General features: G+C 60.6%; 12 protein-coding genes. 8 read left to right on the forward strand and 4 right to left on the reverse strand.

Annotated elements, in window-relative coordinates; all coding sequences use genetic code 11:
* The first annotated feature begins 292 nt into the window (after positions 1-292).
* From WKI89_RS13630 to WKI89_RS13640, 3 genes are all read left to right on the forward strand, one after another.
* Positions 293-952: a TetR/AcrR family transcriptional regulator gene (locus WKI89_RS13630; protein WP_337870505.1), complete on the forward strand. Its 660-nt coding sequence runs from the start codon at positions 293-295 to the stop codon at positions 950-952.
* Positions 953-1,006: 54 nt separating this feature from the next.
* The gene (locus tag WKI89_RS13635) at positions 1,007-1,486 is read left to right on the forward strand and encodes a DUF4188 domain-containing protein (RefSeq protein ID WP_337870508.1); all 480 of its coding nucleotides are present in this window, start codon (positions 1,007-1,009) and stop codon (positions 1,484-1,486) included.
* Between the two features lie 81 nt (positions 1,487-1,567).
* A complete protein-coding gene (locus tag WKI89_RS13640) occupies positions 1,568-2,287 on the forward strand; it encodes an MBL fold metallo-hydrolase (protein WP_337870510.1) in 720 nt (239 codons plus the stop codon).
* A gap of 1 nt (position 2,288) precedes the next feature.
* Here WKI89_RS13640 and phnE read toward each other — a convergent pair whose 3' ends face one another.
* From phnE to WKI89_RS13655, 3 genes are all read right to left on the reverse strand, one after another.
* A complete protein-coding gene (gene phnE, locus WKI89_RS13645; RefSeq protein ID WP_337870512.1) occupies positions 2,289-3,914 on the reverse strand; it encodes a phosphonate ABC transporter, permease protein PhnE in 1,626 nt (541 codons plus the stop codon).
* Positions 3,911-4,669 carry a phosphonate ABC transporter ATP-binding protein gene (gene phnC / locus WKI89_RS13650; RefSeq protein WP_337870515.1) on the reverse strand — a complete coding sequence of 253 codons (759 nt, stop codon included), beginning with the start codon at positions 4,667-4,669 and terminating at the stop codon, positions 3,911-3,913. Before phnC ends, phnE begins: the two co-directional genes overlap by 4 nt.
* A gap of 120 nt (positions 4,670-4,789) precedes the next feature.
* On the reverse strand, positions 4,790-5,665 hold the full coding sequence (locus WKI89_RS13655; protein ID WP_337870516.1) for a phosphate/phosphite/phosphonate ABC transporter substrate-binding protein: 876 nt from the start codon (positions 5,663-5,665) through the stop codon (positions 4,790-4,792).
* A 273-nt stretch (positions 5,666-5,938) separates the two neighbouring features.
* On the opposite strand from WKI89_RS13655, the gene WKI89_RS13660 reads away from it, so the two are divergent.
* The gene (locus WKI89_RS13660) at positions 5,939-6,625 is read left to right on the forward strand and encodes an HAD family hydrolase (RefSeq protein ID WP_337870518.1); all 687 of its coding nucleotides are present in this window, start codon (positions 5,939-5,941) and stop codon (positions 6,623-6,625) included.
* Here the strand turns inward: WKI89_RS13660 and WKI89_RS13665 are convergent.
* Positions 6,608-7,696, reverse strand: a complete 1,089-nt coding sequence (locus WKI89_RS13665; RefSeq protein WP_337870520.1) for an N-acetylmuramoyl-L-alanine amidase — start codon at positions 7,694-7,696, stop codon at positions 6,608-6,610. The two genes, WKI89_RS13660 and WKI89_RS13665, sit on opposite strands and share 18 nt — an antisense overlap.
* 303 nt (positions 7,697-7,999) lie before the next feature.
* Between WKI89_RS13665 and WKI89_RS13670 the strand changes: the two genes are divergently transcribed.
* The 4 genes from WKI89_RS13670 to WKI89_RS13685 all read left to right on the forward strand — a co-directional run bounded on the left by WKI89_RS13670 (position 8,000) and on the right by WKI89_RS13685 (position 12,626).
* Entirely contained in the window at positions 8,000-8,623 is a 624-nt protein-coding gene (locus tag WKI89_RS13670; protein ID WP_337870521.1) for a hypothetical protein, read from the forward strand.
* A gap of 93 nt (positions 8,624-8,716) precedes the next feature.
* Entirely contained in the window at positions 8,717-10,309 is a 1,593-nt protein-coding gene (locus WKI89_RS13675) for a hypothetical protein (RefSeq protein WP_337870523.1), read from the forward strand.
* Complete coding sequence (locus WKI89_RS13680; protein ID WP_337870525.1) at positions 10,306-11,439, forward strand: LptF/LptG family permease; 1,134 nt, start codon at positions 10,306-10,308, stop codon at positions 11,437-11,439. Before WKI89_RS13675 ends, WKI89_RS13680 begins: the two co-directional genes overlap by 4 nt.
* A 50-nt stretch (positions 11,440-11,489) precedes the next feature.
* The gene (locus tag WKI89_RS13685) at positions 11,490-12,626 is read left to right on the forward strand and encodes a DegT/DnrJ/EryC1/StrS family aminotransferase (RefSeq protein ID WP_337870526.1); all 1,137 of its coding nucleotides are present in this window, start codon (positions 11,490-11,492) and stop codon (positions 12,624-12,626) included.
* Positions 12,627-12,634: the final 8 nt, after the last annotated feature.

Raw genomic sequence — 12,634 nt, forward strand, 5'->3', positions numbered from 1 at the left:
CACCCAGACGTAGGTAGCCACCAGGAGGGTTTCTGCGTCAAGATAGTACAGGGGGTGCTCTCTGTGGGTTTCCATAGCACCCCCTCTTTTTTACATCCCCTGGGGTAGGTCAAGTAGCACACGAAGGAATGAATGCTTAATACAAGTATAGCCACATCAGGGACATTTGCCCCGTTATCGGGTTCGTTAATGCCGATGAGCAAATAAGAAACGAATTCACAGCCCTCCGCTAAGGGCACCCACTAAGTCTTAACAACTTGACAAAAATAACACTGTAAAGTACATTGACGCTGTGAGTACCGCAGCTCAGACCCGCCAAGCCCGTATTAAACAGCGCAGTGCCGAGCGCCGCGAACGGTCTCGCCAGGAGACCCGTCAGGCCATCCTGGAAGCAGCCACCAGGATGTTCGAGCGCGAGGGCTACGAGGGCTTTAGCCTGCGCCAAGTCGCCGAGAACATCGGCTACACCCCCACCACCATCTACCTCTACTTCAAGGACAAAAACGACCTCTTGTTCGCAGTCTGCTCGCAGGGTTTTGCCGAGTTTAACCAAGCCCTGCAAACCGCCTACGCCACCCATTCCGACCCGTTGGAGCGGCTGCAAGCATTGGGCCGGGCCTACCTCGAGTTTGGTCTCTCGCGCCCCCTGCACTACCAGATGATGTTCATGCAGCGCAGTGAGTGGGTTTTGAAGACCACCCAGACCAAGGGAGATGTAGAGGGCTCCAATGCCTACATCATCCAGATGAACGCGGTGATCGAGGCCATGAAGGCCGGGATCATCCGCATGGGCGACCCCATCGAAACCACCAACCTAATCTGGTCAGGCATCCACGGCATCGTGTCACTGGCCCTAAGCATGAAGGGCATCGTCCCCAAGTGGGAAGAAGCGGAGGTGCGGCGGCTGGTAGAGGATTATCTGAAACTGATTCAGCGCGGGCTAAGCCCATAGGTTCTTTTTTTAGCGATTTAGTTTACGGTGTTAAGTGACGTGACGGAGAAAATTATGATTCAGACTGGACGCTTTACGGCACAACACGAAGGACCGCTGGTGGTGTTTCTGATCGGGGTGCGCGTCAACAACTGGCTGCGCTGGCGCGAGTGGCTGCCAGTGGTGCGGGCCATGAGCCCGATGATTTCGTATCTGTACCAGCACCCCGAGAGTGGCTTTTTGGGCCTGGGGGGCCAGTGGCTGAGCATGGACTTTCGCGGCTTGCTGTTGGTACAGTACTGGCGCAGTACCAACGATTTGGAGCGCTTCGCCCGCACCGACCCGAACCTTCACCCCGAGGCCTGGCGGGCCTTCTTCCGGCAGTCGTTCAAAGGCGGCGCGGTGGGGATCTGGCACGAGACCTACCAGGTCGAGCAACATGAAGCCATCTATGGCAACATGCCGCTGATGGGCTTGGCCAAAGTTAGCAAGGCGGTGCCGGTCAAGGGGAGGCTCGAGACCATGCACCAACGGCTGGAGAAGGAATCCGTGTGATACCAGTTCCGCTTGAACCCTTCACCTTTGGGTGCAAGCAAAGGGGAGGGTTCAAGCCGACCGAAGGGAGTAGGAGTGCGAATGAGACAGATTGCCCAGAGCCTGTACTGGCTCGACCTCGGCATCGCCAACGCCTATCTAATCCTTGGCAAAAACGCAGCGGTGTTGGTAGATGCCGGCATCCAGCGCTCCCTTCCAACGATTGAACGAAGCCTAAGGCGAGCCAAGCTAGCCTGGACCGACCTTACGCACATTTTCATCACCCACGCCCACCCCGACCACGTGGGCAACTTCCCCGAGATTGCGCGGCGCTCTGGTGCCGAGGTCTGGGCGCACCGCCTCGAGCTGCCGGTGCTGCGGCCCGCCCCCAAGGGTTTACGGGCCGCGGATCGCTGGCTGGCGGACGGCGTTGGGATGCTGATGCGCGAAACCCAGGCCACGGGCAAAGTCGAGCGGGTGCTCGAGGCCGATGCCCACCTCTCGCATATCCTGCCCGACCTACGCACCGTCCACCTGCCCGGCCATGCACCCGGCCAGCTTGGTTTCTATCACAAGGGCGAGGGTTGGCTTATTGGCGGCGATGTGATGATGAACCTGGCGGGCCTGACCTTCCCGATGGCGGCCTTCACGCCCGACCCCACCGAAGCCTGGCGGAGTATCCTGCGGGTGGCTACCATCCAGCCCAAAATCCTGGCCCTGGGCCACGGCAACCCACTCCACAACCCCGAAGAAGCCCTGCACCGCATCGCCCGGCGGGCTGGGCGCATACTGGAGCGGATGGAACACCCTCCCTATCGGTAGATCAGACCAATCGGCTGCGCAGCCACGAAGAAGCAAAGTCAATGATATTCACCACGATCACGATTGCAATAACGCCGACAATCATCTGGTCATACTGCCCCGAGGCCATCTTCTCGTTGATGAAGTAGCCGATACCGCCCGCCCCCACCAGGCCCAGCACCAGCGAGGAGCGGAAGTTGATTTCGAAGTTGTACACCGTGTACGACACAAAAAGCGGCAACACCTGGGGCAAAATGGCCCAGCGCACCACGTTCACGCCGGAGGCACCGGTGGATTCCAGAGCCTCTACCGGCCCCTTGTCGGCGTTTTCAATGGCCTCCGAGTAGAGCTTGCCCAGCTCGGTTAGGGAGTGGATGGCAATGGCCATCACCCCGGCAAAAGGCCCCAGCCCCACCGCCGCCACCAAAATGAGAGCGATAATCAGGGTGGGAACCCCACGCAAAACGTTCAGGAACAGGCGGGTCAGGTAGAACACCGAGCGCATCAAAGGTGTGCCCGAGGTCACGTTGCGGGCCGCCAGAAACGAGATGGGCATGGCAAAGATCGCGGCCAGGAAGGTGCCCACCAGGGCCATCTGCACCGTGACGGCAATCTGGCTCAAGACCTCCTGCAAAGGATAGCGCTCGGTGCTGGGATCGGCCAGCAGCGGTGGCCAGGCTCTATCGGCAAATTGCTGCAAGAAGGGCCAGCCCACCACCAGCTTGTTGAGATCGAACTCGGTGGCATCAAAAGCGGGAATCAGGAAGCTAGCCACCAGCGCAATCAAAATACCGGCCCGCAAATCGTCGGGTTCCTGCAAGCTGGCATTACGCAGTTGCATCAGCCCTGCCCCCAGCATCAGCCCGGCCAGGAAGAAAACCCCAAATGCGCCGTACTGGGTGGTGGCCGGTTGCACCAGTCGGTAGCCTTCGCTCGAGGCCTGTTGGGGAATGGCCCCTTGCAGGTCGGCCAGGCTTTGTATGGGCTTCAGTTCGTCCTGACCCAGCTCCTTGCGTATGGCGTTGAGTTCGGGCAGGGCCCGGTTGTAGGACTCGACCATGGCCCGCTGGCTTTCCGGGGGTGTGGGGAAGAAGAGTTTGTAATAACCCAGGCTCTTGGGCAGGTAGGCTCCGCCCCCTTGCGGCGTGTGAAACCAGAAGAAGGCCAGCACCCCCGCCAAAGCCGCCACAACCAGAATGGGAATGCGTTGCCGGGTTCGGCTAAAGGAGAGCAGGGCTATAGAGCCTGCCACTACCCCGGCAATTAGCAGCTCCATCAGGCCGTTCACAGGCTGTAAGCGAACCAACTGGGCTGGCTGCACGTACCAGCTCCCGGCAGCCACCAGCCCCGCAACGCCCCCCAGTACCCCACCCCATCCGGCAGCCCCCCGACGGGCCAGCACCAAGGCCGCCAGCACCCCCAAAGGAATTAGGAAAAGCAAGGGAAAAACCGGGGTCAGGGCCAGTAAGGTGGGGTCTATGGTATCGCGGCTCAAAAAGCCCCTGGCCCGGCTAAAGGGAAAAGCTGCAAATACCACCAACAGGGCCAGGCCCGTTCCAATCACCCAGCGTCGCATCGAACCTTTGGCAATCCCGGCCAGGACAGCCAGCAACACCCCGATCAGCGCATAGATCCATAGCACGGTCATGCCAGCATCTCCTTGCGTTCGTAGAGGTCGTCCACCATGTCCTCCGACAGTTGTTCGGGCGGGCCGTCATATACCAGCCGCCCCCGCTTGAAAGCGATGATGCGTTTCGCGTACTTCAGGGCCAGGTCGAGGGCATGGATGTTGATGACCACCGTAACCCCATCCTGCTCGTTAAAGCGCTTGAGGGTTCGCATCACTTCCTCCGACAAAACCGGGTCGAGGTTGGCGGCGGGCTCATCAGCCAACATCAGGGTGGGTTGCTGGGCCATCGCGCGGGCAATGGCCACCCGCTGTTGCTGCCCCCCTGATAGCGAGTCCACTCGAGCGTTTTCCTTGGCCGCAAGATCTACGCGCTCGAGCTGCTGCCGTGCAATCTGATAGTCCGCTTCGTTGTACAAGCCCAACAGCCCACGCCAGGTGGGAAGGTAGCCCAAGCGACCGTGCAGTACATTGTTGAGGGTGCTCAGGCGGTTGACCAGGTTGAACTGCTGGAAAATGAAGCCCACTGTGCGGCGGTATTTCTGCAACTCACGCTTGGGCAGCTTGGTGATATCGGTGCCGCCCACCACCACCGAACCGGTGGTGGGGATCAGCAGTCCATTCAGGGTGCGCAAGAAGGTGCTCTTGCCCGCCCCCGAGCGCCCGATGATGGCCACAAAATCATTTTTGGGAATATCCAGGTTCACATCCATCAAGACCTGCAAGGGACCCTTGGCGGTATTGAAGGTCTGGTTGAGGTTGCGGACTTCAATCATGTGAGTCCTCCACGGTATACATCGCTTCGCAAAAGGTCATATACCCTCCAGGCAGTTGTAGACAAATCATAAGCCCCCAGCAACTACCTGGGGGCACGGTGCTCCAATGGCTTGCGGGCTTTACTGCCCCGCCACTTTACGGGCCTGACGCACCACGTCGTAGTCAGAGTCTTGCGCAGGAATCATGTAGTCAATGCGGTAGAGGTTCATGAGCAGGTTGCTCTGAGGGGTACGGATGCCCTGCAAGGCCGCAGCAATGCCCCGCGAGAGGGTGGGGTATTTTGTGAGGAACTGCTTGGATACCGAGAAGGTATCGCCGGGGATGGGCCTGGAGTAGAAAATGGCCGTGAGCTGGGCGGCTTCCTCGGGTTTGAGGAACTGCGTCCAGGCGCCGCTCTTGTTGCGGTTGTCGTTGGCAAAGGTAGCCGCCGCATCCACCGACTTATTCAGCACTGCCAGCACCGCGGCGTCGTGCCGACCGGCAAAGGTTTGCTTAGCAAACAGCTTGTCGGGGTCGAGCTTCTCGCCCACCAGCGCGGCCCGCGGGAACACGTAGCCAGCGGCGGAGTTTTTGTCTACCCAGGCGATGGTCTTGCCCTCGAGGCCCTGCAAGTTCTTGATGCCCGAGTCCTTGCGCACGATGATGGCGCTCCAGTAGAAGGGGCTGGTGCCGCGCACACTCTTGAGCAGCACCTGGGCGCCCACGTCGGCGTTGGCGATCACGTAGCCGTCCGGGGGGAAGAAGGCAAAGTCGAGGTTACCCCCACGCATGGCCTCGATCAGACCACGGTACTCGGTAGGGATGAAGATCTCTACCTCGATGGCCCCCTGGAAGCGGCGCTCGAGGTAGTCCGCAATGGCCTGGGCCGCCGGACGGAGCTGGTCGGAGTTTTGGGTGGGGTTAAACCCGATGCGCACCTTAACCGGATTCTGGGCGAAAGCAACCGACAAGCCAAAGGCCAACAAAGCCAGAATGAGAAGCAAGCTACGTTTCATACGCCGCTTAGCCTACACCAGCTATTGTCAAAATTGAATCAGGTCAAAGTTTTAAGTGGCCTGGATAAAGTTTGTAAGTTGAGTCAGTTTTGAAGCAATACCCGGCTCGATTTCAACTGACCTCTAAAGCAATGGAAGCCGTTCCCACCCAGAACAAGAAGCTCGTTTAGCGTTCCTCACGGGTAGATTGGGTACAACATTAAAATCGAGGCATAGATACTTTTGTGGGCTCTTGAACCCCGTCACTCTCCCGACAGCAAGTACAATTCACCGATGCAAGCCCTCATCTTCGACTTCGATGGCACCATTCTGGATACCGAAAGCAGCGAGTTTCAGGCCTGGCAAGAGGTCTACCAGCGATATGGGGTAGAACTGACGCTGGACTACTGGCTTCCTTTTATCGGTAACAACTCTATGCCCTTCGACCCAGCCGGTCATCTCGAAAAGCAGGTTGGCCAACCGCTGGACAAACACAGCCTAGAAAACTGGGTCTGGGAACGCAAACAAGAACTCAACCTAGCCCTACAGCCCCTGCCAGGGGTGCTGGACTACCTGGATGCCGCCGAGGCCCTAGGCCTCAAGATGGCCGTGGCCAGCAGCTCGAGGCGGGACTGGGTGGAAGGGCATCTGGCCCGCCTGGGACTTCTGGGGCATTTCCAGGTCATTCGCACCAAGGAAAATGTCGCACTCACCAAACCCGACCCTGCCTTATTTTTGCAGGCAGCGGAAGGGCTGGGCGTGCACCCAGACCAGGCCATCGTCCTCGAGGACTCACTCAATGGCGTGCGGGCGGCCCGGTCGGCGGGGGCCTTCACGGTAGCGATTCCCAACGCCCTCACCAAACACCTGGACTTAAGTCAGGCCGATCTGCTCTTGGCTTGCCTTTGCGACCTGCCGCTGTGGGAGTTGTTGCAAATCGCTCGAGGGCGAGGCTACCCCCAGCTACCCACCATTGTTTAGGAAGCGCAGGATACCGCGGGCCAGGGCCTCGGCTAGGGTTTGGCGGTATTCGTCGGTCTGGAGGCGGCGGCCCTCCACGGGATGATTGGCAAAACCTACCTCCACCAGAATGGCCGGGATGCGGGCATTGCGAATCACATAGAAGGGCGCCTGGCGCACCCCCCGATCCACCGCCCCGGTGGCTTGGAGCATGGAGGCCTGTACATAGTGGGCCAGTTGACGCGAGAACTTGAGATTGGACTGGGCAATCAGATCACTCACCAACCGCTCCCCCACACTCTGGGCCTCTCGGGTCAGACGGCGGCCCAACTCTCCCCCACCGTTCTCACGGATCACTTGGGCCAGCAGGCTCGGATCAATAGTGTTGCCGAAATAATAAACCTCGATGCCCTGAGCGGTGTTGGGTGCACTGTTGACATGGATAGAGATAAACAGGTTGCGCTTGGAATTGGCCATGTCAGCCCGCATACCCAGGTCGGTGGCCTTGTCGCGCGAAAGGTGGGCGTCGCTGTTTCGGGTCAGGATCACCTCGATACCCTGGTTTTGCAGCAGTTGCTGCAATCGCAAAGCCAGATCCAGGGTAACTTCTTTTTCCACCACAAAACCCACCGCACCGGGGTCAATACCCCCGTGCCCCGCGTCCAGCACCACAATCTTGGGTTGGGTACGGGGTTTGGGGGGCAGGGGGCGGGCGGGTGCCCCAGCACTGGGGGGATTTGAGCCGGGACGGGCTAGGCTCAACACATCCACTACCAGTCGTCGCCGGTTTGCATCGGTTAATAAAGAGGTCTTGACTTCTACATTCTGCCTCAATCGCACAAACACCGTAGCCCCACCTGCGGAGGGCACCACTTGGTAGGAAGCCACCTGGGGGGAGCTCACCTCTGTATCGCTGGCAGCCACTGTGACGCCGCTAAAACGAATGGTCAGGGTATCGGGCGTTTGGGAGAACTGGTAAAGCGCAGTGGGGTCTAAATCGAAGACCAGGCGGGTGTAGCCTTCGTGGAGTCCCAGCCGAGGAAAGGCCAAGACTGGAGCCAGAATTACCATCAGGAAGGCCAATAACCGCATCTGATTTGGAGTATAGCCGAAAAAGATGGGCATTTCTGAGGATTCAACCTTAATTCTTCGGACTCATAGCTGGATGGGCGTTGGTGTATGTTTTTACAGGTATTCTGGGTTTTTTATGCTGAGCAACCCAGCTCTGACTCCTGCTGATGCTGTTACTTGATCTAGAAAACCCCGCAATCCGTTGCGTTTCTAAACATTCGGTGCACCTCTCGCTGCGCGGAGGGAAATCGGCGGCTGCCTCGAGTCCCGGTCTATTGATGTTTTGCTCATTCGGTTCATGCCCGAGGCTCTAGGATTGAAAGGATGAAGCGTTGGTTGGTTCTACTCACTCTTCTATCGTTGGTGGTGTTTGCTTCAAGGTTTGCAGGTTTTGAGGTGCGGCCCAGGGGCAACTCGGAACTGGACGTAGGAACCGGCGTCTACACCCTGCCCACCGGCGGCACCATCACCGATAATCAAAGCGGGCTGGTGCTGGAAGCCCGCTACATCCAGTACAAAGACGGCGAGTTTATCCGGGCCCAGGGAGCCACCCTCAAGTCCAAGGAGGGCGATTTTAGTGCAGCCAGCCTCGAGTATCAGCAGAAGCCCGACACCTTGCGGATGAACGGCGTGCGCTTTAGTTCCGGACAACTCAAAGGGATTACGGCCCAGCAGGGTTTGCTGCTCAAAGAGGACGTGCTGGTGCTCAAGGGCGAGGTGCGCTCGAGCGAGCCGGTGCTCGAAGCCAGTACGCTGGTGGTGGACACCGCCAAAGACCTGGCTTTGGTGCTGGGGGCTTTCACCTTCCGCGACGGGGCCACCACCCTGCGCGGCAACCGGCCCGATAGCACCTTATTGCTCAACTTTGCCGAGGGAAAAGTACGGGCCAATACCCGTGTTTCGGTAGATATTTTGAACCGCCTGCGCCCCTACGCCGATAAACTGTAGGGCATGCAGGTGAGACGAAAAGGGTACAGGACTCCGGGTTCAGGACTCGAGGTCTACACGAAGCCAAGGCCTGGGATCAACTGGCGGCGGGTTTTGCTCCCCCTCTGGCTCTCGGTGCTCAGCAGCCCAGCCTGGGCCTCACCGACCCACCCAACCCCCTGCGCCGAGCAGCCCTACACCCTCGAGACCCCCGAAGGGCTGGCCGGTGGGGGGAACCTCGAGTTCGACGGGGATCTGGCAGTTTTTGCCGACGGGGCCTGCCTGCAGACCCAAGGGCTATACCTGCGAGCGCCCGAACTGCGCTACGACCAAAAGAGCGGCCAACTTTCCGCCCAGCAGATCGAGGTGGAAACCCCCCGCTACCGCTTCTGGGCCGAAGCGGGCCAGGTCAAGGGGCAGGTTTTACAGGCCAGCGGGATTCGGGCCACCACCTGCAAGTGCGGCGACGACCTGCGGCTCTTGTCGCAGACCCTGCGTCTGGATACCCAGACCGGAGAGATCGTGCTGGAGGAGAGCCAGCTCGAGGTCTACCAACTGGGCCTAGCCCGCTTTAGCGAGTTACGGCTCGAGCCCAACCAACCACTCGGCGAGAACCTGGGGCTCACCCAGGCGGCTGGAGACGGCGGAGCCCCCCTGGTTCTGCCATTTCGTTTCGACTTCGACCAGGGTTTGAATCTGGGTCTGAGCGAGTTTCCCTTGCCCGCATCGGGGGCTTTTTCCGGCAAGTTCAGCACCCGCATAACCTTGCTGGGCCTACGCCTGGGCAGCCCCGACCCGGTGTTGCGGGTAGGCCTCGCGGCGCAGGGGAAAAACCGCCAGGCCAGTCTTCAGCTCGACAGCAAACCCAGTGGTTTTGCCAGCCGAGGTGAGGTGGCAGACGGGCCCATATTCTTTACCCACGACAGCGAGAAAGGGCGCTATGCCTTTGGCTTCAAGCAGTCCTTTGCGCTGGATCGCTTCACCCTTATCCCCTTCGGCTGGATGGCCCAGGACTGGCCCGATGGCACCCCGGCCTCCCAGGTGCAGGGGCTGGCCGCCGGGGCCGAGCTGCGCTACCTTTTCGAGGTGCAGGAAGGCCCCTTTCGCTTCCGCCTCGAGCCCTTTGGGGTGCTGGGTTTCTACAACCAGCCCCAGCAGTACCTGGCCTACGGGGGGTACGCTGAGGGCCGCTACGAGGGTGCGTTTGCCTTGCGCCTGGGCTATGCCTGGGCCATCGAGTCTACCCCTGGGCGCTTCTGGCTCGAGCGCCGGGAGGCTACCCAGAAGCTCTCCGGGAATTTGAGGTATCAGAACATCCAGCTCGAGGCCACGCACGATTTTCTTTTGAGTCAGACCCAGGCCAGCCTGCGCCTTGGCTACACCCAGAGCTACGGCGAGCTCTGGGCCAGGCTCAACACCTGCTGGAACTGTGTGGGCAAAACCCTAAGCAACGGGCGCGACAACTGGGAACGCCGCGAGCTGGTGGTGGGCTTTACCCCGGTTCCCCTGAGCTGTACCTACGACCTCAACCTGACGCCCTTTCTCGGGTATGATTTCCTGCGCCAGGGCGTGAGCCGGTGGGGGTTGGAGCTGCGCTACGCTGACTGTTGTTTTATCTGGCGGCTGGGCTACCAGGAAATTCGTATCGCCCAAGACCCGGGCGAGATACCCAGTGGCAAACTGGTGTTTGGACTTGAAATCCGATGAACCATCTGGATCGTTACATTCTCCGCGAAGCCCTACCGGTCTTTTTGTTCGGGCTGGTGCTCTATGTGAGCTTTGGGCTCATCAGCAACATCCTGCCCAGAGCGCAGTGGATGGGCACGGCCGAACTCACCAGCATTCTGAAGTGGCTGGCCCTGCAATTGCCCTATGCCACCGTGCAGGCCATGCCCATCGCCGGGCTGCTCGCAGTGATGCTGGCTTTTGGGCGGCTGGCACGGGAAAATGAGCTATTGGTGATGCAGGCCGGGGGCATCTCGGTGCTGCGCACGGCCCGGCTGTTTTTGCTGGGGGGCCTGCTTTTGAGCGGCTTCTCGCTGGCCCTCTCGGAGTGGGTGGTGCCCTGGGCCAATCGGGCTACGGCGGTGGTGTACTGGAACGAGCTAATCCCCGAGCGCACCCCCCAGTTCAACCTGGTGGGGCGCGAGCTCACGGTGGGCGAGTACATCCTGCGCTACGATGGCTTCGACCCGGCCAAAGACGAGTTCCAGCGGGTGCGCCTCGAGCGCTGGCAGGATCAGACCATGACCGTGATTCTGGCCCAGACCGCCCGCCTGCAAGGCCAGCGCATCGTGCTGCGGGATTACCGGGTCTTTACCCTGGATTTTGCCCAGCTTCCCCTGCCCGAGTTTACCACCCTCGAGGCCGCCCAGGAGGGCTTGCAGGGCGTCTTCAAGGCGCAAAACATCGGCCAGCCAGGGGCCGAACTCACCGTGCGGCTCTCGCGCAGCCGCGAAGACCTGGAAGCCCAGTACGCCGGGGGTGGTTTCGAGGTGCCGGTGCCCCTCTCGGAGTGGTGGCGCAAGCTGCAAGACCCCCGCACCCCACCCCGCGAGCTGCGCGAGGCCCGAGCCCAGTGGCACGCCACCATCGCCCTGGCCCTGGCCAACCTGATGGTGCTGGTGCTGGCCCTGCCGGTGGCGGTGCGCCGGGCCACCAGCCCCGGTACGGCGCTGGGCCTGGCCCTGGTGCTTACCATTGCCTACTACGTGGCCTTTAGCACCGGCAAGGTGATGGCGCTCTCGAGCCCGGTTCCCCCCGAGGTGGGGGCCTGGGGGGCGAACCTGCTGGGTTTGGCGGTGGGCCTTTGGATGGGAAAGGGCGTCTATCGCTAGCCTGGCAAAGAGAACCGGCCATGTACTAAGCTCTAAAACAGGTGTTTTGCATGATTCCAGTTCTTGACCTAAAACGCGAGTATCTCGAATTGAAAGCGGGGATTGACGCCGCCGTAGAGCGTGTACTAGCTTCCGGCGGGTTTGTGGGCGGCCCCGAGGTTTCGGCCCTGGAAGCCGAACTTTCGGCTTATCTAAAGGTGCCCTATGTGATCACTTGCGGTTCTGGTACAGATGCACTTTTTATCGCCCTGCGGGCCCTGGGAATTGGGCCAGACGACGAGGTTATTACCAGCCCTTTCACCTTTATCGCCACCCTCGAGGCCATCCAGCACGTCGGGGCCCGGCCCGTGTTGGTGGACATTGACCCGCACAACTTCAACCTCAATCCGGCCCTGCTCGAGGCCGCCCTCACCCCGCGCACCAAGGCCATCCTGCCGGTTCATCTATACGGCCAGGTGGCCCCCATGGGCGAAATACTGGAGTTCGCGCAAAAACACGGTTTGCAGGTGCTGGAGGACGCAGCCCAGGCCATCGGGGCGCGCTACTGTGCCCCTGGCTGCAAGCATCCGCGCGGGCACGCCTGCGACTGCCCGCATCCTCAGGCCGGCACATTGGGCGATGCGGGGGCTTTTAGCCTTTACCCCACCAAAAACCTGGGCGCATATGGCGACGGAGGCTTTATCGCCACACATCACCCGCACATCGCTGAGGAGGCCCGCCTGCTGGCCGTGCATGGCTCCAAGGAGCGCTACCACCATGTGCGCCCGGCGGGCTACACCTCGAGGCTCGATGCACTCCAGGCTGCCATTCTGCGGGTCAAGCTCCCCTACCTGAAAACTTGGAACGCCCGCCGCCGCCAGATTGCCCAGGTCTACAACGAACACTTCAAAAACCACCTCCAGACCCCCTGCGAGATGCCCTACGCCCTGCACGTCTACCACCAGTACACGGTGCGCCACCCTGCGCGCGACCGGCTGGCCGCCCACCTGAAACAGCAGGGCATCGGCAGCAGCGTGCACTACCCGCTGCCGGCCCACCTCCAGCCGGCTTACCGCGAGCTGGCCCCGGAAGGATCCCTTCCAGCTGCCGAGGCCGCTGCCCGCGAGGTGCTGAGCCTGCCCATGCACCCCTTTTTGGAGGAGGCCCAGCTCGAGGCGGTCATCCGGGCCGTACAAAGTTACGCCTAAACAGGGCA

Source organism: Meiothermus sp. (genome assembly GCF_037443965.1).
Classification (GTDB): domain Bacteria; phylum Deinococcota; class Deinococci; order Deinococcales; family Thermaceae; genus Meiothermus.